Below are 20,006 nucleotides of genomic sequence, written 5' to 3' on the forward strand. Positions count from 1 at the left end.
AAGCCCACTTTGCAGCGCTTCGCGGCCGGACCTGCAATCCGGCAACGCCGTATCGGACGAGTGCCATGCACATGCTGGGGACAGACTCCAGCAGCGAGCGGCGTATACGGAGTTATCGCTTTGCGCACTCACTGCGCCATGCACAAAAATACACCCGGCGTTGCCGGGTGTGTATTGAAAAGTGGCGTCCCCACGGGGATTCGAACCCCGGTCGCCACCGTGAAAGGGTGATGTCCTAGGCCTCTAGACGATGGGGACGCTGATAACGATGTTGCTTTGCGGACGGCCTATGTCCGAAAAGTTGGTGGAGCCAGCCGGGATCGAACCGGCGACCTCTTGCATGCCATGCAAGCGCTCTCCCAGCTGAGCTATGGCCCCATTGGGACTGGCAGAAGCGAAATCATACCCGACTTTTCGCTGATGTACAAAACATGCACACTGATGATATCGGGCCTGCACGCGTTTGAGGTATGACTTAAAAATGGCGTCCCCACGGGGATTCGAACCCCGGTCGCCACCGTGAAAGGGTGATGTCCTAGGCCTCTAGACGATGGGGACGCTGATAACGATGTCGCTTTACGGACGGCCTATGTCCGAAAAGTTGGTGGAGCCAGCCGGGATCGAACCGGCGACCTCTTGCATGCCATGCAAGCGCTCTCCCAGCTGAGCTATGGCCCCACATGCTGCGAGGAGCGGAATATTAACGACCGTCCCTGCCCCACGCAAGCTTTTTTGCAGAATTTCCCGCACGGCCGAATAGGCTGTCGCAATCGATTGTATGTTGGGATCTACGTGCACTTGGACAGGGCAGACTTAACAGCCACTTTTCCGACCAAGCTCGAATGTCCCAGCATCCTTGACGCAAGACATGGGGCCCGCACATTTTTCCTTGGCCTGCGACTTCTTCAACACGCCGAGTCACTCCCACTCGATTGTTGCCGGAGGCTTTCCAGAGATGTCGTAGACCACTCGCGAGACACCACGTAATTCGTTGATGATGCGGTTGCTCACCGTACCCAGGAAGTCGTACGGCAAGTGCGCCCAGTGCGCGGTCATGAAGTCGATGGTCTCCACCGCACGCAGCGCAATCACCCATTCGTAGGCGCGGGCGTCGCCGACGACGCCCACCGATTTCACCGGCAAAAAGACCGCGAAAGCCTGGCTGGTCTTGTCGTATAGATCGGCTTTGCGTAGTTCGTCGATGAAAATGGCGTCGGCCTTGGCCAGCAGTTCGGCGTATTCCGGCTTCACTTCGCCAAGGATGCGCACGCCCAGGCCAGGGCCGGGAAACGGATGGCGGTAGACCATGGTGTGCGGCAAACCGAGCTCGACGCCCAGACGCCGCACTTCGTCTTTGAACAGTTCGCGCAGCGGCTCGACCAGGCCCAGCTTCATATGCTCGGGTAAACCACCGACGTTGTGGTGGCTCTTGATGACGTGAGCCTTGCCGGTCTTGCTGCCGGCCGACTCGATCACATCCGGGTAGATGGTGCCCTGTGCCAGCCACTTGGCGTTGTGCAGCTTGTTCGATTCTTCATCGAATATGTCCACGAACAGGTTGCCGATGACCTTGCGTTTGGCTTCCGGATCACTGATGCCAGCCAATGCGTTGAAGTAACGCTCGGCGGCATTGACGCGAATCACTTTGACGCCCATGTGCTCGGCGAACATGGCCATCACCTGGTCGCCTTCCTGCCAACGCAGCAGGCCGGTATCGACGAAGACGCAGGTCAATTTTTCGCCGATGGCCTTGTGCAACAGTGCGGCGACCACGGAGGAATCGACGCCACCGGACAGGCCGAGGATCACCTCGTCGTCGCCGACTTGCGCACGCACTCGCGCGATCTGATCGTCGATGATATTGGCCGCCGTCCACAGCGTCGCGCAGCCGCACACGTCCACAGCGAAGCGGCGCAGCAGGGTTTGGCCCTGCAGGGTGTGAGTGACCTCCGGATGGAACTGCACGCCGTACCAGCGTTTGGCTTCGTTGGTCATGGCCGCGACCGGGATGCGGTCGGTCACGGCGGTGATGGTGAAGCCTGGCGGCACCTTGGCGACGTGGTCGCCGTGGCTCATCCAGACGTTCAGACGCGCGCTACCTGGGTGATCGGTCAGGCCGGAAAACAAGGCGTCGGGCGCGACTACGTCCACTTCTGCATGACCGAACTCGCGCTGATCGGCGGCTTCGGTGGCACCACCAAGTTGCGCGGCCATTGTCTGCATACCATAGCAGATGCCCAGCAGCGGCAAGCCGCTGTCGAACACCTCCTGCGGCGCAGCCGGTGCGCCCGGCAAGGTGGTCGACTCAGGGCCACCTGAAAGGATGATGCCCTTGGCACCGAAGCCGACGATTTCGGCGGGGTCGTGATCCCAGGCCCAGATCTCGCAATACACGCCGAGTTCGCGGATGCGTCGTGCGATCAGTTGCGTGTACTGCGCGCCGAAATCGAGGATAAGGATCTTGTCGCTGTGGATGTTGGTCATCGGGACTCGGGATGTAGGATGCGGGACTCGGGCTCCTGCGATCCGCTAGCACTGTGACGATGAAAAAACGGCGAGGAGAAATCGCTTCCTGCCTCGCCGTTCGACGGCTATGCCACGTCTCGAGTTCCGAGTCCCGAGTCGCGACACTTAGCCCATGCGGTAGTTCGGCGGTTCCTTGGTGATCTGCACGTCATGGACATGACTCTCGCGCTGGCCGGCACCGGTGATGGTGACGAACTGGGGCTTGGCACGCATGTCCTCGATGGTCGCACAACCCACATATCCCATGGTCGCGCGCAGGCCGCCGACCAGTTGGTGGATGATGCCGCTGAGCGGGCCGCGGTACGGCACGCGCCCTTCGATGCCTTCCGGCACCAGCTTGTCGGCATCGGAAGCGTCCTGGAAGTAGCGGTCCTTACTACCCTTCTCCATCGCGCCCAGGCTGCCCATGCCGCGGTAGCTCTTGTAGCTGCGGCCCTGGAATAGTTCAACTTCGCCCGGCGCTTCTTCGGTGCCAGCGAACAGGCCACCGACCATGACCGTGGAGGCGCCTGCCACCAGCGCCTTGCCGATGTCGCCGGAATAACGGATGCCACCGTCGGCGATCAGCGGAATGCGGTCTTGCAACGCCTCGGCGACCATGTCGATCGCGGTGATCTGCGGCACGCCGACACCAGCGACCACGCGCGTGGTGCAGATCGACCCCGGCCCAACACCGACCTTGACCGCGTCGGCGCCGACGTCCATCAACGCCAGCGCGGCGTCGCCGGTGACGATGTTGCCGCCGATCACCTGCAATTGCGGGTAGGTTTTCTTGACCCAGGCCACGCGGTCGATCACGCCCTGCGCGTGGCCGTGCGCGGTATCGACGATGATCACATCCACGCCCGCCGCGGCGAGCAGTTCCACGCGTTGTTCGGTGTCGCCACCAACGCCCACAGCGGCGCCGACCAGCAGGCGCGTGGACGCATCCTTGGCGGCATTGGGGTTGTCGGTCTTCTTCTGGATGTCCTTGACCGTGATCAGACCGCGCAGTTCGAAGCTGTCGTTGACCACCAGAATCTTCTCGATGCGGTGGCGGTGCAGCAATTGCAGCACTTCCTCGTCGCTGGCGCCTTCGCGCACAGTGATCAGGCGATCCTTCTTGGTCATGATGTGGCGGACCGGATCGTCGAGCTTCTTCTCAAAGCGCATGTCGCGGCTGGTGACAATGCCGACCAGGCCGCTGCCGTCCACCACCGGCACGCCGGAGATGTTGCGCGCGCGGGTCAGTTTCAGCACTTCACCGATGGTAGTTTCCGGGCCGACGGTGAACGGTTCGGTGATCACGCCAGCTTCGAACTTCTTGACCTTGACCACTTCGGCCGCCTGCTGCGCCGGGGTCAGGTTCTTGTGGATGATGCCGATGCCGCCGAGCTGCGCCATGGCCACCGCAAGACGGTGCTCGGTCACTGTATCCATCGCAGCCGATAGGATCGGCAGTTTCAGGCGCAACTCGCGTGTCAGCCGGGTTTCCAGGCTGACATCCTTGGGCAGGACGGTCGAATGAGAAGGGACGAGCGAAACGTCGTCGTAGGTGAGAGCTTCAGCCTGGATGCGCAGCATCGGCGGACCCGAATGTGGGGAAGCGGGATATTTTAGCCCGAAAGATGATGTGAAGCTATGCGCGCATCCAACAGGATCCGAGACGCGGCGTTTCACCGCGCGCGCCCTTGCCATTGGCATGCACGGCGGCTCAGCGGCGCAAGGCCGCGTCCGCCGCCTCGATGGTGTTCTGCATCAGCGTCGCCACCGTCATCGGCCCCACTCCGCCAGGGACCGGGGTGATCCAACTGGCGCGCTGCGCCGCCGCTTCGAAGCCGACATCGCCGACCAGGCGACCATCGTCCAGGCGGTTGATGCCCACATCGATCACCACCGCACCAGGCTTGACCCAGTCGCCCGGGATCAGCCCCGGCCGGCCCACCGCCACCACCAGGATGTCGGCGTCGCGGACGTGTGTCTGCAGCACGTCGGCCGGGGTGAACTTGTGGCAGCAACTGACCGTGCAACCGGCGATCAGCAGTTCCAGCGCCATCGGCCGGCCAACGTGGTTGCTGACCCCGACGATGGTGGCGTTGCGGCCGCGCACCGGTTGATCGGTGTGCGCCAGCAAGGTGACGATGCCGCGGGGGGTGCAGGGTCGCAGGCCGAATTCGCGCAGTGCCAGGTGGCCAACGTTCTGCGGATGGAAACCGTCCACATCCTTGCGCGGGTCGATACGGTGGATCAGCCGACTCGCATCGGCAATGCCGGGGAGCGGCAGCTGCACCAAAATGCCGTGGATCTTGGGATCGGCGTTGAGCTGATCGATCAACGAAAGCAACTCGGCCTCGCCAGTGCCGGCCGGCAGGTCGTAATCGAACGCCTCGATGCCGACCTTCTCTGCTGCGCGCCGCTTGTTGCGCACGTACACGGTGGAAGCCGGATCGCCGCCGACCAACACCACCGCCAAACCGGGCCTGGGCTGCCCAGCAGCCAACCGGGCGTCGACCCGCGTCTTCAGTTCATCGAGCAAATCTTCGGCGATGCGCCGCCCATCGAGAATGCGGGCCGGAACGGGGGAGACAGGCGCAGAGTCGGTCATCGGGGCGAGCGGGTGTAGAGTCGGGGGACGCCCATTGTCCCCGATTCCATCATGACCGACACCACCCGCATCGAGGCCGCCGCATTCCGTCGCTTGTTGCAGCACCTGAATCAAGACCGCACCGACGTGCAGAATATCGACCTGATGATCCTGGCCGGCTTCTGCCGCAACTGTCTGGCCGACTGGTACCGCGAAGCGGCAGCGACCGAAGGCCAGATCCTGAGCAAGGAGCAGGCACGCGAGCGCGTTTACGGTATGCCGTTCACCGATTGGAAAGCGCAGTATCAGGCCGAGGCGACACCGGAACAACTGGCCGCCTTCGCCGAAGCGCAGCGTCGGCACGGCTGACAGGTCAATCCGGGGCACAGCGAGAAACCGTCGCCAAGTGCGGTGGCGACGTCAGTGCGACGCGCCGCAGAACCGCGCGTAATCGATGTATCCGGGGAAGGGCCGTCCCGGCGCGCATAGCGCACAATGCGGATCGGCCGCCAGGCGGGTCTCGCGGAAGCGCATCGCCAGCGCGTCGACATGCAGCAGGCGCCCACTCAGCGGCTCGCCGATGCCAAGCAACAATTTCAGCACCTCGTTGGCCTGCAACAGGCCAACGATACCGGGCAGCACGCCGAGCACGCCGGCCTCGGCGCAGTTGGGCGCGAATTCCGCCGGTGGCGGTTCCGGGAACAGACAACGGTAGCAAGGCGCTAGGCCGCGCTGGCGGCCAGCATCGAACACGCTAACCTGCCCCTCGAAGCGCTGCACCGCGCCATACACCAGCGGCTTGCCCAACTTCACGCAAGCGTCGTTGAGCAGGTAGCGCGCAGGGAAATTGTCCGAGCCATCCAGCACCACGTCCACATCCTGCAACAGGCGTTCGACGTTGTCCGCCGTGACCCGCTCGCGCACCGCTTCCACCTGCACGCCGGGGTTCAGCGCGGCCAACGCCGTTGCCGCCGAGTCCACTTTGGGCTGCCCGATCCGCGCGTCGCTGTGCAGGATCTGCCGTTGCAGATTACTGCGCTCGACCAGGTCATCGTCGGCGATGCGCAGGTGTCCGACGCCGGCCGCCGCCAGATAGACACCGGCCGGGGAGCCCAACCCACCGGCACCGACCAGTAGCACGCGTGCGGCCTGTAGCCGACGCTGACCTTCGATGCCAACCTCGGGCAGACGCAGGTGGCGCGCATAGCGCTCCAGGAAGTCCTGCTGCTCCGGCGGCAGCGTGGGACGTTGCAGCGGCAAGCCCTCGCGCTGCCAGCCGGTGGTGCCGCCCAGGACCGAGGCGACCTGGGAATAGCCGAGCTGTTGCAAGAACGCAGCGGTTTCCTGCGAACGTTTGCCGCTTTGACAGATCAGCAGGATCTCGGTGCCCATGTCGATATAGGCGGCCGGATCGGCTTGCAACTGCGCACGGTTCACACCAAGCGCACCCTCGGCCATGCCCGAGGCATGCTCGTGTTCCTCGCGGATATCGATCAGCCGTGCGCCCTGCGCAACGCGCGCATGGGCCTGTAGCGGCGTCAGTTCTCGAATGCTCATGAGCCTATTATCGGCGTAAACCGTATCGCCGATGCAGCGGTCTGGAGTGCTCAGTAAGGCACCACCTCGACCACCTCGCCAGCCTCGAAACGACGCGCGCCTTCTTCCAGTCGCAGCAGCACATCGCTGTCGGCCGCACCCCGCAACCGATGCGAGCCATCGGCCGGATTCGGCTCCACCCACAGTTGTCCGTATGCGTCACAGCGCATGCGCCCACGCAGGAACTCCAGTCGATCGTGACGCTTGTCCCACGCGGCTGCAAGTCGCGCGCGCCAAGCGCGGTGTGGCTCGGCCCGCCGCTGCAACGCGTCCAGCAATGGTCGCCCAATCGCCAAAAACGTTGCCAGCACCGAGACCGGATTGCCGGGCAAGCCCAGGAACAAGGCATGATCCCATTCGCCGAACAGCACCGGCATGCCCGGGCGCATGCGCACCTTCCAGAAATGGACGCGACCGCGCTCGGCCAGTAACCGGGGCAAATAGTCCTTCTCGCCGGCGGACACGCCACCGCAGGTCAGCACCACGTCGAATGCTGACGCCGCGTCGGCCAGCATGGCCTGGATACATAGCGGATCGTCCGGCAAAGTCGGCCAGGCTGTGGGCGCCAGGCCGAGCAAGCGCAATTGCGCCATCAACAGATCCCGGTTGCTGTTATAGATCTGTCCGGGCTGCAACGGCATGCCTGGCTCGACCAGTTCGTCGCCAGTCGCAAACACCGCCACGGTCGGTCGTGCCGCGACGGTAAGCTGGGACACCCCCAGCGCCGCTGCCAGACCGATGCGCGAGGGCGTCAACAGCATGCCGGGCTCAAGGACGCGCTCGCCGGCACGCACGTCCTCGCCCTGGGCCCGCACGTGCGCGCCACGGGCAGGCATCCCCGTGAACTCCACCAGACCATCGTGCTCGACCGCGTTTTCCTTGATGACCACCGTGTCCGCCCCCACCGGCAGCGGTGCGCCGGTGGTCACCCGCAGGCATTGGCCGGAAGTGATCGCCTGTTGCCGGTCCGCGCCGGCGAACTGCTCGCCGACCAGACGCAAGGCACTGGGCGCGTCAGGTGTCAAGTCACAATGACGCAACGCGAACCCGTCCATCGCGCTGTTGGCGAACGGCGGCAGATCGATCGACGCTTCCAGCGGTTGCAGCAGGATGCGACCGTCGGTACGTTGCAGCGCCAGGCGTTCGGCCTTGACCGGGCGCGTGCGCGCGGCGGCAACGACGATGGCCAGCGCATCCGCGTAGGTGATTCGGGTGGGATAGTCGGTCATGACGTCGGCAGGATACCCGCTGCGGACAAATCCTGGGGCGTGTTCAGATTGCCCAGAACAAGATCAGGCAACCGCAGCGGAACCATATCCAGGCATTGTTGTAGCCGCCACGGCGCATAGACCGCCGCCGCCAGCACCGCGTCCAGTGCGGGTCGCAACGCGGCGAGTCGGTACAACGCCACCAGCGGCTGCACGCCGGCCGCATCCTCAAGCCAAGCACCATCACCGGCCACGCCCACCGCGGCCAACAGCGCCGGCAATGCCGGTGGTAGCTGGCACGCATCCACCGGCACGGTCAGCAGCCAGGGCGTGAAACAGGCGGCCGCCAAGGCATCCACGCCGGCGATCGGCCCCAGCGAACGCGGTGCCTGGGCAGGTGCCTGGATTCGGTCCGGCACCGCCCGCAAACCGATGGCGGCGTAACGCGACAGATCGCGATTGGCACTGACCAGCACCGCCGCCACTGTCGGCGCTAGTGTCTGTGCAAGACGCTGTACTAACGGCTGACCGTCGTGCTGTAGCCAGGCTTTATCGAGGCCGCCCAGGCGTTGCGCGCGGCCACCGGCCAAGATGCCGAGGGTGATCGCACGCCGTGGGTCCATCGCGCGATTACTTGCCGCGCACGTGCTTCATCAAACGCCGCTTTTTGGCGATTTGGCGCTCGGTCAGTACGTTTTTCTTGCCTTCGTATGGGTTGGCGCCCTCGCGGAACATGAAGCGCACCGGTGTGCCAACCAACTTGAAACGCTTGCGGAAAAAGTTCTCCAGATAGCGTTTGTACGACTCCGGCAGAACCTTCAAGCGGGTGCCGTGCACGATAAAGGTGGGAGGATTGCTACCGCCGGGATGGACGTAGCGCAGCTTGGAGACATGGCCACGAATGCTTGGCGGCGGATTGCTCTCATAGGCCACTTCCAGCGCCTGATTGACTTCGCTGGTGCTGAACTCGCGCACTGCGGAGGCATGCGCGTTATGAATGGCGCGAAATAGTTCGCGTAAGCCCGACCCGTGCTTGGCAGAAATACGCACCGCTTCGGCCCAAGGCACAAAGCCCAGCTTGCGCGACAGCAACGCCTCGGCCTGCTCGCGCTGGTAGTCGGTCAGTCCGTCCCACTTATTCACCGCCACCACCAGGGCACGGCCGGCATCCAGAATCGCCCCAAGCACGCTAGCATCCTGATCGGTGACGCCTTCGCTGGCGTCGAGCAGCAGCACTGCCACCTCGCATTGCTCGATCGCTTGCAGCGTCTTGAACACGCTGAACTTTTCCACGGCTTCTTCTACCCGGCCGCGGCGGCGCAGGCCGGCGGTGTCGATCAAGCGGTACGGACGATCATCGCGCTCCAGATCCACCGCGATCGAATCGCGGGTGGTGCCGGGCACGTCGGAAGCGATCATGCGTTCCTCGCCCAGCAACCGATTGACTAGAGTCGATTTGCCAACGTTGGGGCGACCGACGAAGGCGATACGCATGCGCCCAGGGTCGGTGTCCAGGGTTTCGCCAGCGCCCTCTTCCGGCAACCGTGCCAATACGTGGTCGAGCAGGTCGTCGATGCCCTGGCGGTGCGCGGCGGACACCGCGATCGCCTCGCCCAGGCCGTAACGTGCGAACTCGGCACGGACCTGATCTTCATCGGTGCCATCGATCTTGTTGATGAGCAATATAGTCGGCCGCGCCAGCTTGCGTAGCCAGGACAGGATCTCGTCGTCCAGCGAGGACGCGCCTTCGCGGCCATCGACCACGAACAGCACCAGATCGGCCTCGCCAGCGGCGGCACGCGCCTGACTGGCCGTGGCCCCAGCCAGCCCCTCTTCTTCGCCGGAAATACCACCGGTATCGACGATCACGAACGGCGTCTCCGGCTGCAGCCGGCACACACCGTAATGACGGTCGCGGGTCACGCCCGGCTGGTCATGAACCAGCGCGTCGCGGCTGCGCGTCAGCGCATTGAACAATGTGGACTTGCCGACATTCGGCCGTCCAACCAGGGCGACCAGCGGCAGCATGGCGACGTCCTTCCCTTCTTATTGACCTAACCGGAATGCGGTCAGGTCGCCTTTCGTGTTTTCTATGAGCAAGATGCCATCGGCGACCACCGGTTGCGCCACCAGCGGCTTGCGCCCCACCCGCTCGCGCGCGGCGAACTCGCCGTTGTCGAGCTTGAGCCAATGCAGATAGCCCTTGTAGTCGCCGACGACCGCATAATTTCCCTGGATCGCCACGCCGGTGAGCGAGCGGCGTGCCAGCGCCGGTTGCGACCACATCGCCGACCCGGATGCCTTGTCCAGCGCCCAGACGGTGCCGGCATTATCGGCTACCACCACGCTGCCAGAGCTGACACCTACCCCGCCGGCACCTCCATGATCGCGGTCCCACAGCGGTCGACCAGTCGGGCCGTCGAGGGCCACCGTCTGGTTCTTGAAGCTGGTCGCATAGAGCGTTGTGCCATCGATCACCGGCGCACCATCCACGTCGGCCATGCGCTCGAGTTCGGTCCGGCCTTCCGGCACGCCGATGGTCTGTTGCCACAGCACGCGGCCATCCTGCATCGCCAAGGCACTCAGGGTGCCGTCGTCGTTACCGATGAACAGCACACCGGGGCCGGCGACCACCGGTGCATTGCCACGTACGGTCAGACTCGGCAGTTCCTGCGCGTTGAACCAACGCTGCTGGCCAGTCGCGGCATCGAAGGCGGTGGTGCGGCCGTCGTTGCTGCGCACGAACACCGTATTCTGCGCAATCACCGGTGCGGCGATCACTTCATTGTGTACCTTGGCGTGCCACTTCTCGGTACCGTTCGTGGCATCGAGTGCGAGCACCTCCCCGTTCAAGCCACCGACGACCACCAGCCCCTCACCCACACCCGGACCGCCAGCGAAGCGCGGCAGCGGACGGTGCTTCTCCAGCCGCTTGCGTTCCTTGGCCTGTTGCTTCTCATTGCGCAAACGCTGTTTGTAGGCCGCGCGCTCCTGCTTGGACAGGTTTTTGCCGGATTCGCTCTCTACCTGGCTCTTCGGCTGCTGCTCGACGACCTGCGACAGATGCTCCTTGCGCGCCTTCTTGGCGTCGTATTCCCACAGCGCCTTGCCTGTCTGCAGTTCCAGCGCGTACACCGTGCCAGAAGCGGCGGCGACATACACCTTGCCATCGGCCACCACCGGATGCTGGCGCACGCCGATCCGACGTTCGCCTTTCCCGGCATCGGTAGACCAAAGTTTGACGACTTTGACAGTCGGTTTGAAATCGACCAGTTCGGCCGGCTCGGCGGCTTTCTTAGCGGCAGCATCCTTGCCGGCGAACCAGCCTTTGACCGTACTGCAACCCGATAGCGTCAACCCCAGCAGAACAACGGTCGCGACGCGCTTGAACATAACTACCTTCATCAGATCGGCTCCGCGGCATTCGGCACGGTGCCGCCCGCATCCATCAATTTCATTTCCAGCAAACGCCGCTGCGGCGCCGCGATATCCAGCCCAGCCAGCGACTTGACGTACACATCGCGCGCCGCATCGCGCTTGCCTTGCGCAATCAAAGCATCGCCGCGAATTTCGAGGCTACGTGTATCGTCGGCAGAGGCGAGCAACTTCAGCGCATCCTCGGGCTTACCGGCCTGAAGCAACAGGAAGGCCATACGCTGATCCACCAGTCGCTTGATCTCGCCATCGGCTTTGAGTGCGCGTAGCGTTGCCAGCGCCGCATCGCTCTTGCCCGCGTCGGCCTGCGCCTTGGCCAGACGTAGCCCAGCCAGTACGACATAGATATCGGACGAACCCTGCTGCAACTGCGTCAGGTCCTTGCCTGCCTTGTCGAGTTGCTTCGCCTCAATGCTCTTGAGCACTGCTTCGTAACGGGAATTGGCCTGGGCAAGATTTTCGGACCGCTGCTTGGCCCACCACTGCCAGCCAAGGATTGCGCCAAGGCCCAGTGCGATGCCACCGATCAGGCCAGCGCCATTTTTCCTGAGCCAGGTGCGAACGCGTTCGCTTTGTTCGTGCTCGTCGAGCAGGTCGTCGATCGCCATGCGTACTCTCGCCCCGCCGCTACGACAGGACATGGAATGTGGAAGATGAGGAAACCGCGCCGCCGTCACTCGGAGGCAGGCACCACGGAACCCTCAGAGGATACCGCAAAGCGCGCCACATTCGCGCGTCTGTAGGGAGCCAGGTCCACCGTACTACCGGATTGCTGAACCTGAACCACAGAGGCATTACCCAGCACGACACGCCCGACTTGACCTGGCGCGTAAGAACGGGTCTCACCAGACTTCAGCATGGCCTTCTCGACCAACCTGCCGTCAGGCGCACTGACCTGCACCCAACTGTCACCCTGAAACGATAAGGTCAGCCCGGCCTTTTGGGTTTCCTGCTCATGCGGGAGTGGGGTCAATGAAGCAATGTAAGGGGCCGCGCTCGGCGCCGAATGACTGATCGTTTCGGCCCCCGCCGCCGGAGCCGAGCGCTCCCTCGCGACAGGTGACAACCCAGGCGTCTGCGTGGCAATTGATTCGCTGGGGACCACATCGAGCGAAGCGGTATTCGGACCGTCCTCCGCGAAATGGCTGTGTGTGGCATACCAGACAGGTATCGCCAATCCAGCGGTGATCACCACGTAAACCATTCGCCGGGTAGCGCTCTCGAAGATACGCCGCAGCGGACGCGTATGCGTATGGCTAATCAAATCGACCGGTTGCACGGGCGCAATCTGTGCGGCCTGCAACAGCGGCTCGAGATCCACGCCGAGCAGACGCGCATAACTACGCAACTGCCCTCGCACGAAGACAGGGGCACCGAGGCGCTCCCACTGTTCCGATTCGAGCGTCTGTATGACATGCATCGGCATACGCAGAGTGCTGCCGACGTCGTCGATGCTCAGCCCCGCCGCTTCGCGTGCGTCGCGGAGTTGTTGCCCGCAGCCTTTGGCACAACCAAAAACGTTAGGATTTGAATCACTGCTCACGATGGATTATTCCCAGATATCGTGGTCGCGGCATTGGGAAACTCCTTACGCAACCTCTGTTGGTAACGACTGGCGGCAACCTTGTCACCCAGCCTCTGCTCAATTTTCACGGCGAGTTGTAGCACGGAAGAATTAGCAGGCGCAGAGGCAAGACGCCGTTCTGCAAACGCGCGCGCCTCAAAAAAGTGCCCTTGTGCAACTTCCTCTCGCGCCATCGCCTCCAAGGCATAAGGATTATTCGGTTCCATTGCCAGCGCTTTGCGCAGGTCGTGCAGGCCGCGTTCGCGCTGCCCGACCTGCAACGCGCAGCCGCCGGCATTGGCCAGCGCCGATGCCGGCGTGGCGTAATCCGGCAACGCAAGTGCGCGGTCGAACCACGACAGCGATTCAGCCGCAGCGCCGTTCGCGCATAGCCAAGCACCGTAATTATTCAAGGTCTCGCCGCTATCAGGGGCCAGTTCGGCAGCCTTACGGTAATGCTCGCCGGCAACGGCGTATGCGCCGCGCCGATCCGCGATCAACGCTAGCAATGTGTGCGCCTGCACAGAATTGGCATCCAACGTCAGCGCTTTGTTCGCATACCTCTCGGCGCCGTCCAGATCGCCGGAACCGAGCCGGTTCACAGCCAACCCAAGTTGCTCCTGCAGCGCAAAACGCGATTTGACTGTGTGGCTGTCGTGGATGCGGTAGTCCGGCTGCACCTGCTCAACGGTACGTAATTTGCCAGACTTGGCGGCAAGCCAGTTGCAACCTGGCAGCGCCAGCAGCGCCGTCAAGGTCACGGCGAAGGTCAAATGGCAGCTAGGTTGTCGCATCCTGCTCCACCCGCGTTTGCAGTTCGCGCTGGAACTCGGCCTGACGACGGGTCCGGTCCATGACCTGTCCCTTGAGTTGCCCGCACGCCGCATCGATATCGTCGCCGCGCGTGCGCCGCACCATGGTCAACACCTGGGCATCCAGCAAGATCTTCTGGAACGCGCGAATCTCTGTTTCGCCGGAGCGCGCGTAGCGTGTACCCGGAAACGGATTGAACGGGATCAGATTGACCTTGCCGGCATTGGCGGCCTGCACCGCGTTATCGAACTGACGCATCAGCCGCGCCAATTGCCGCGCGTGCTCGGGTTGGTCATTGATCCCCTTCATCAGGGTGTACTCGAAGGTCACCGATTCACGGCGTTTGTTGGCACGCAGATAGCGCGCGCAAGCTGCCATCAATTCGGCGATCGGATACTTCTTGTTGAGCGGCACCAGGGTTTCGCGCAACGTGTCGTTCGGCGCATGCAGCGAGACGGCCAAGGAGACATCGCTCTCGCCGGATAAACGATCGATTTGCGGCACCAGGCCCGAGGTGGACAGGGTCACGCGCTTGTTGGCCAGGCCGTAACCCAAGTCGTCGCGCATGACGCTCATCGCGCGCACGACATTGTCGAAATTCATCAGCGGCTCGCCCATGCCCATCATCACCACGTTGGTGAGACGGCGCTGCTGGTGCGGCACGTTACCCAGATGCCGCGCCGCCACCCACACCTGCCCGACGATCTCGGCAGTGGAGAGGTTGCGATTGAAGCCCTGGGTCGCGGTGGAACAGAAACTGCAATTCAACCCGCAACCGACCTGCGAGGACACGCACAAGGTGCCACGGCCCTTGTCCGGGATGTACACGGTCTCGATCGCATTCTTACCATCCACGCCCATGGCCAACAGCCATTTGTGGGTACCGTCGGCGGAAGGCTTGTCGAATACGATGTTGGGGACGACGACCTCGGCATGTTGTTGCAGCTTGGCCCGCAGCGCCTTGCCGAGGTCGGTCATTTGCTCGAAATCGGTGACGTAGCGGTGGTGGATCCACTTCATCACTTGGTGGGCGCGATAGCGCGCTTCGCCGAGAGTTTCGGCGAAGAAACGCTCCAGGCCCTCGCGATCGAGGTCGAGCAGATTCTGTCTGGCTGCGACACCGCTGCGAAGCGGATCGGCAAGCACCAACGGAGGATGGACGACCTCGTTCACGACGGACCTCGGATCAGCGCGACACCACTTCGGTGGCGGCAAAGAAATAAGACACTTCATTGACGGCGTTTTCGACCGAATCTGAACCGTGCGCCGCATTGGCGTCGATCGAATCGGCGAAGTCGGCACGGATGGTCCCTGGCGCCGCGTCTTTCGGATTAGTGGCGCCAAGCAATTCGCGATGTGCAGCCACAGCGTTTTCGCCCTCCAACACCTGGATCATCACCGGACCGGAAATCATGAACTCGACCAACGCATTGAAGAACGGACGCTCGCGGTGCACCGCGTAGAAGCCTTCGGCCTCGCGGCGCGACAGTTGCTTGTACTTGGCGGCAACGACTTTCAAGCCAGCCTTCTCGAAGCGGGAGTAAATCTCGCCGATGACATTCTTGGCGACGGCGTCGGGCTTGATGATAGACAGGGTGCGCTCCAGCGCCATGGGACGTTCTCCGTTGGGCGGGCCACTCGCGACCCGAAAAAGTTAAGATTAAAAAACCCGTGCCAAAACGCGGGCTTAGCCAGAATTCAGATGGACGATTCTATCGAATCGCAACGTGCTTTGCACGGCTGCCGCTGAATTGTGCTGCAAGGCAGCATGACTCCCCCCACGACCGAGCCTACAATCAAACAATCGTTTGATTGATTTTGGCGATCACATGACAAAGCAGGTGCATTTCTCGACCAAGGCTCGCATCCTCAGCGCGGCCGAGGAACTGTTCGCCCAGCATGGCTTCTCCGGTACCTCGCTACGCCAAGTCACCAGTCAAGCCGACGTTAATATCGCTGCGGTGAATTACCACTTCGGCTCGAAGGAGAACCTAGTCAACGAGGTATTCCGGAGGCGGATGGACGAGATGACCTCAGCGCGCCTGACCCAACTGGAAACCGCCCAGCGGCAGCATCCAGGCGACCTCGGCCAGGTGCTTGCCGCCTTCGTGGAACCGGCACTTGCAATGGCGCAGGAAAGCCAGAGTGGCGGCGCCTTCGTTCGGGTGATCGCCCGCGCCTATGCCGAGAACAACGACAGCCTGCGCCAGTTCCTGTCCGACCACTACGGCCACGTATTGCGCGAATTCGCCAAGGCGATCGCGGCCTGCGTGCCCGGACTGAGCAAACAGGAACTCTACTGGCGCCTGGACTTCCTGGCCGGCGCCCTGACCTACGCCATGGCCGATTTCGGCCTGATCAAGCGCCCCGCCGGTGTCAGCGAAAGCGCACACCGCGCCCACGCCGCAGGCGAGCTCATCCGTTTCGCCGAAGCGGGCTTTCTTGCCCACTGCGCACATTAGCTCCCGCACACATTGACCCACAGAGGCTGATCGCTATGTCCAATCCCCTGCTAGTCCGCCGCGCCGCCGTCCTCGGCGCAGGCGTGATGGGCGCACAGATCGCTGCGCACCTGACCAACGCCGGCATCGACACCGTGCTGTTCGACCTTGCCGCCAAGGACGGCAACCCCAATAGCATCGTCCTCAAGGCCATCGCCAACCTGACCAAGTTGAGCCCTGCGCCGCTGGCTAGCCCTACCCTGGCCGAATCCATCCTAGCGGCCAACTACGATGCGGACCTGGAACAGCTGCGCGGCTGCGACCTGCTCATCGAAGCCATCGCCGAGCGCATGGACTGGAAGCAGGATCTGTACAAAAAGATCGCACCGTTCGTGGCCGCGCATGCGGTGCTCGCCTCCAATACGTCCGGCCTTGGCATCAACGCGCTATCGGAGGTGTTGCCGGCACCGTTGCGCCCGCGCTTCTGCGGTGTGCACTTCTTCAATCCGCCACGTTACATGCACCTGGCCGAGCTGATTGCGACCAAGCACACCGACACGGCGTTGCTGAAGGGCCTGGAAACCTTCCTGACCACCACCCTGGGCAAGGGGGTGATCTACGCCAAGGACACCCCGAATTTCATCGGCAACCGCATCGGCGTGTTCTCGATCCTGTCCACGATCCACCACACCGAGCAGTTCGGCCTGGGCTTGGACGAGGTGGACGGCTTGACCGGTCCGCTGATCGGTCGTCCCAAGTCGGCCACCTACCGCACCTGCGACGTGGTCGGCCTGGACACCATTGCGCACGTCGTCAAGACCATGGCGGACACCTTGCCGCAGGATCCTTGGCATGCGTTCTTCAAAACGCCGAAGTGGCTGGAAGCCCTGATCGGCAAAGGCGCGCTTGGCCAGAAGAGCGGCGCCGGCTTCTTCCGTAAGCTCGGCAAGGACATCGTGGTGCTGGACCTGCAAAAACAGGACTATCGCCCGGCTGAGCGCAGCGCCACGGCGGACGTGGTCGAGATTTTGAAGATCAAGCATCCGGCGGAAAAGTTCGCCAAGCTGCGCGAGAGTCCACATGCGCAGGCGCAGTTTCTGTGGGCCACCTTTCGCGACCTGTTCCACTACAGCGCCTATCATCTGGCCGACATCGCGCAGACCGCGCGCGACGTGGATCTGGCAATGCGCTGGGGCTACGGCTGGGCGTTGGGGCCCTTCGAGACCTGGCAGGCGGCCGGCTGGAAGCAGGTCGCGCAGTGGATCGCCGACGACATCGCCACCGGCAAGAGCATGAGCAGCGCGCCGCTGCCGAACTGGGTGTTCGATGGCCGCGACGGCGTGCATGCCGCCGAGGGCTCCTACAGTCCCGGGCACGATACCAAGCTACCGCGCTCGGCACTGCCGGTGTACAAGCGCCAGCGTTTCCCGGATGCGCTGCTGTGCGAGACGTTCCCGCAAGGCGAAACCGTGTTCGAGAACGACGGACTGCACCTGTGGCACGACGGCGACGACATCGCCGTGGTCAGTTTCAAGACCAAGATGAACACCGTCTCCGACCAAGTACTGGATGGCCTGCAGGAGGCCGTCCGTCGCGCAGAGAAAGACTTCAAGGCCCTGGTCCTCTGGCAGCACAAGGAGCCCTTCTCCGCCGGTGCCGACCTGGCGGGCGCCCTGGGCCTGCTGCAAGCCGGGAAGCTCGATGCGTTCGAAGCGATGGTGGCCAATTTCCAGACCACCAGTCAGTGCCTCAAGTACGCGCTGGTACCCGTGGTCGCGGCGGTGCGCGGGCTGGCCCTGGGCGGCGGATGCGAGTTCCAGATGCACAGCGCCAAGACCGTGGCCACACTGGAAAGCTACATCGGCCTGGTCGAGGCCGGCGTGGGCCTGCTGCCGGCCGGCGGTGGCCTGAAAGAGATCGCGCTGCGCGCCTCGCAAGCGGCCGTGGCCAATGCCAGCGGAGCCGGTGGCGACGTATTCGCCGAATTGAAGAAGACCTTCGAGACCGTCGCCATGGCCAAGGTCTCGACCTCGGCCGTCAACGCGAAAGAACTGGGACTGCTGCGCAGCACCGACAAGGTCGTGTTCAACAGCGACGAATTGCTGTACATCGCCAAGGCCGAGGCCCGCGCCCTGGCCGAGGGCGGCTACCGTCCGCCGTTGCCGGCGCGGCGCATTCAGGTCGCCGGCGACGTCGGCATCGCCACCTTCAAGATGTTGCTGGTCAACATGCTGGAAGGCCGCTTCATCAGCGAATACGACGATGAGATCGCAACCCGCATCGCCACCGTGTTGTGCGGCGGCGAGGTCGATCGCGGTGCGCTGGTGGACGAGCAATGGCTGCTCAAGCTCGAGCGCAAGCACTTCGTCGAACTGGCGCAACAGGAGAAAACCCAGGCACGCATCGGCCACATGCTCAAGACGGGCAAGCCGTTGAGGAACTGATTGAAGCCGGGCCGCGGATTCAGACGCCCACACTCCCCGTCATTCGAGAACTCAGCAAATGACCAGACAAATTCAAGACGCCTATATCGTCGCCGCCACCCGTACCCCGGTCGGCAAAGCGCCCAAGGGCATGTTCCGCAACACGCGTCCGGACGACATGCTGGCGCACGTGCTACGCGCGGTGGTCGCACAGGCGCCGGGTATCGATCCTGCACGCATCGACGACGCAATCATCGGCTGCGCGATGCCCGAAGGCGAGCAAGGCATGAACGTGGCGCGCATCGGCGTACTACTGGCCGGGCTGCCCAGCTCGGTCGCCGGACAGACCATCAACCGTTTTTGTTCCTCTGGCCTCCAAGCGGTGGCGCTGGCCGCCGACCAGATTCGCTTGGGCAACGCCGACCTGATGCTGGCCGGCGGCACCGAATCGATGTCGATGGTGCCGATGATGGGCAACAAGGTCGCCCTGTCGCCGCGTGTATTCGCAGACGACCACGTCGCCATCGCCTACGGCATGGGCATTACCGCCGAGAAGGTGGCAGAGGAATGGAAGGTGTCGCGTGAGGACCAGGACGCCTTCGCCCTCGCCTCGCACCAGAAGGCCATCGCTGCGATCGCCGCGGGCGCGTTCGGCGAGGAGATCACGCCCTACGACATCGTCTCGCATCAACCCGATCTGGCCGGCAACGTCATCGCGCTGCGCAACATGCGTGTCGACACCGACGAAGGTCCGCGCCCGGATAGCTCCCTGGACGGGCTGGCCAAGCTGCGCCCAGTATTCCGCAACGGCCAATTCGGCGGTAGCGTCACGGCCGGTAATTCCTCGCAGATGAGCGATGGCGCCGGTGCGCTGCTACTGGCCTCGGAACAGGCGCTCAAGGATTACGGACTAACGCCGCTGGCGCGCTTCGTGAGCTTCTCGGTCGCTGGCGTGCGTCCGGAGGTGATGGGCATTGGACCGATCGAAGCGATCCCAAAAGCCCTCAAGCAGGCTGGCCTGCGCAAGGAGCAACTGGACTGGATCGAACTCAACGAAGCCTTCGCCGCCCAAGCGCTGGCAGTGATACGCGACAGCAACCTTGACCCATCCAAGGTCAATCCGCTGGGCGGCGCGATTGCGTTGGGCCATCCGCTCGGTGCCACCGGGGCCATTCGCACCGCGACCTTGGTACATGGCCTGCGCCGGCATCAGAAAAAGTACGGCATGGTCACTATGTGTATCGGCACCGGCATGGGCGCCGCAGGCATCATCGAGGCACTATGATCCCTCAGCACGGCGGGAACCATCGGCATCGTGGACTGGAAGACGTATCCAGGCCAGTTTGCGGTATCGATGGCAGGCCAGGTCAGTACGTGCGTGCAGGTTCTTTGCAATACGCACGACAGGTTCGCTCACGGGGCCAGCAGGAAGCAGTT

17 protein-coding genes and 4 tRNA genes are annotated in these 20,006 nt (G+C 63.3%); 4 read left to right on the forward strand and 17 right to left on the reverse strand.

What is annotated here, in order from left to right; all coding sequences use genetic code 11:
- Nucleotides 1-182 precede the first annotated feature (182 nt).
- From XalbCFBP2523_RS12930 to folD, 7 genes are all read right to left on the reverse strand, one after another.
- A tRNA-Glu gene (locus XalbCFBP2523_RS12930) sits at nt 183-258 on the reverse strand.
- Between the two features lie 44 nt (nt 259-302).
- Nucleotides 303-378 (reverse strand) — tRNA-Ala (locus tag XalbCFBP2523_RS12935).
- A gap of 104 nt (nt 379-482) precedes the next feature.
- Nucleotides 483-558, reverse strand: a tRNA-Glu gene (locus XalbCFBP2523_RS12940).
- 44 nt (nt 559-602) lie between these two features.
- Nucleotides 603-678, reverse strand: a tRNA-Ala gene (locus XalbCFBP2523_RS12945).
- A 240-nt stretch (nt 679-918) separates the two neighbouring features.
- Nucleotides 919-2,484, reverse strand: a complete 1,566-nt coding sequence (guaA, locus tag XalbCFBP2523_RS12950) for a glutamine-hydrolyzing GMP synthase (protein ID WP_045765766.1) — start codon at nt 2,482-2,484, stop codon at nt 919-921.
- Between the two features lie 147 nt (nt 2,485-2,631).
- Nucleotides 2,632-4,089, reverse strand: coding sequence for an IMP dehydrogenase (gene guaB / locus XalbCFBP2523_RS12955; protein WP_012916082.1), 1,458 nt, complete (start codon nt 4,087-4,089; stop codon nt 2,632-2,634).
- A gap of 130 nt (nt 4,090-4,219) precedes the next feature.
- Nucleotides 4,220-5,110, reverse strand: a complete 891-nt coding sequence (gene folD, locus XalbCFBP2523_RS12960; protein WP_012916083.1) for a bifunctional methylenetetrahydrofolate dehydrogenase/methenyltetrahydrofolate cyclohydrolase FolD — start codon at nt 5,108-5,110, stop codon at nt 4,220-4,222.
- Nucleotides 5,111-5,161: 51 nt separating this feature from the next.
- On the opposite strand from folD, the gene XalbCFBP2523_RS12965 reads away from it, so the two are divergent.
- The gene (locus XalbCFBP2523_RS12965; RefSeq protein WP_012916084.1) at nt 5,162-5,458 is read left to right on the forward strand and encodes a DUF1244 domain-containing protein; all 297 of its coding nucleotides are present in this window, start codon (nt 5,162-5,164) and stop codon (nt 5,456-5,458) included.
- Nucleotides 5,459-5,509: 51 nt separating this feature from the next.
- Here XalbCFBP2523_RS12965 and moeB read toward each other — a convergent pair whose 3' ends face one another.
- The 10 genes from moeB to ndk form a co-directional block, all read right to left on the reverse strand.
- Nucleotides 5,510-6,646, reverse strand: coding sequence for a molybdopterin-synthase adenylyltransferase MoeB (gene moeB, locus XalbCFBP2523_RS12970; RefSeq protein WP_045765767.1), 1,137 nt, complete (start codon nt 6,644-6,646; stop codon nt 5,510-5,512).
- Between the two features lie 50 nt (nt 6,647-6,696).
- A complete protein-coding gene (locus XalbCFBP2523_RS12975; RefSeq protein ID WP_045765768.1) occupies nt 6,697-7,914 on the reverse strand; it encodes a molybdopterin molybdotransferase MoeA in 1,218 nt (405 codons plus the stop codon).
- The gene (gene mobA / locus XalbCFBP2523_RS12980) at nt 7,911-8,516 is read right to left on the reverse strand and encodes a molybdenum cofactor guanylyltransferase (protein ID WP_045765769.1); all 606 of its coding nucleotides are present in this window, start codon (nt 8,514-8,516) and stop codon (nt 7,911-7,913) included. The genes XalbCFBP2523_RS12975 and mobA overlap by 4 nt, the downstream gene beginning before the upstream one ends.
- Nucleotides 8,517-8,523: 7 nt before the next feature.
- A complete protein-coding gene (der, locus tag XalbCFBP2523_RS12985) occupies nt 8,524-9,921 on the reverse strand; it encodes a ribosome biogenesis GTPase Der (RefSeq protein ID WP_012916088.1) in 1,398 nt (465 codons plus the stop codon).
- Between the two features lie 18 nt (nt 9,922-9,939).
- The gene (gene bamB / locus XalbCFBP2523_RS12990) at nt 9,940-11,298 is read right to left on the reverse strand and encodes an outer membrane protein assembly factor BamB (protein WP_045756871.1); all 1,359 of its coding nucleotides are present in this window, start codon (nt 11,296-11,298) and stop codon (nt 9,940-9,942) included.
- Nucleotides 11,298-11,936, reverse strand: a complete 639-nt coding sequence (locus XalbCFBP2523_RS12995) for a YfgM family protein (protein WP_012916090.1) — start codon at nt 11,934-11,936, stop codon at nt 11,298-11,300. Before XalbCFBP2523_RS12995 ends, bamB begins: the two co-directional genes overlap by 1 nt.
- 65 nt (nt 11,937-12,001) lie before the next feature.
- Nucleotides 12,002-12,871 (reverse strand): helix-turn-helix domain-containing protein, encoded by an 870-nt coding sequence (locus tag XalbCFBP2523_RS13000; protein WP_045765770.1) that lies wholly within the window; start codon nt 12,869-12,871, stop codon nt 12,002-12,004.
- Entirely contained in the window at nt 12,868-13,686 is an 819-nt protein-coding gene (pilW, locus tag XalbCFBP2523_RS13005; protein WP_012916092.1) for a type IV pilus biogenesis/stability protein PilW, read from the reverse strand. Before pilW ends, XalbCFBP2523_RS13000 begins: the two co-directional genes overlap by 4 nt.
- Entirely contained in the window at nt 13,673-14,878 is a 1,206-nt protein-coding gene (rlmN, locus tag XalbCFBP2523_RS13010) for a dual-specificity RNA methyltransferase RlmN (RefSeq protein WP_045758043.1), read from the reverse strand. The genes pilW and rlmN overlap by 14 nt, the downstream gene beginning before the upstream one ends.
- A 13-nt stretch (nt 14,879-14,891) precedes the next feature.
- The gene (ndk, locus tag XalbCFBP2523_RS13015) at nt 14,892-15,317 is read right to left on the reverse strand and encodes a nucleoside-diphosphate kinase (protein ID WP_012916094.1); all 426 of its coding nucleotides are present in this window, start codon (nt 15,315-15,317) and stop codon (nt 14,892-14,894) included.
- Between the two features lie 217 nt (nt 15,318-15,534).
- Here ndk and XalbCFBP2523_RS13020 point away from each other — a divergent pair, with 217 nt between their 5' ends.
- From XalbCFBP2523_RS13020 to XalbCFBP2523_RS13030, 3 genes are read left to right on the forward strand one after another with little or no spacing between them, the layout of a single operon-like run.
- Nucleotides 15,535-16,167 carry a TetR/AcrR family transcriptional regulator gene (locus XalbCFBP2523_RS13020; protein ID WP_012916095.1) on the forward strand — a complete coding sequence of 211 codons (633 nt, stop codon included), beginning with the start codon at nt 15,535-15,537 and terminating at the stop codon, nt 16,165-16,167.
- A gap of 35 nt (nt 16,168-16,202) precedes the next feature.
- Complete coding sequence (locus XalbCFBP2523_RS13025) at nt 16,203-18,590, forward strand: 3-hydroxyacyl-CoA dehydrogenase/enoyl-CoA hydratase family protein (RefSeq protein WP_045765771.1); 2,388 nt, start codon at nt 16,203-16,205, stop codon at nt 18,588-18,590.
- Nucleotides 18,591-18,648: 58 nt separating this feature from the next.
- The gene (locus XalbCFBP2523_RS13030; protein WP_045765772.1) at nt 18,649-19,854 is read left to right on the forward strand and encodes an acetyl-CoA C-acyltransferase; all 1,206 of its coding nucleotides are present in this window, start codon (nt 18,649-18,651) and stop codon (nt 19,852-19,854) included.
- Nucleotides 19,855-20,006 lie beyond the last annotated feature (152 nt).

Origin of the sequence: Xanthomonas albilineans, assembly GCF_002939705.1 — a bacterium.
Classification (GTDB): Bacteria; Pseudomonadota; Gammaproteobacteria; order Xanthomonadales; family Xanthomonadaceae; genus Xanthomonas_A; species Xanthomonas_A albilineans.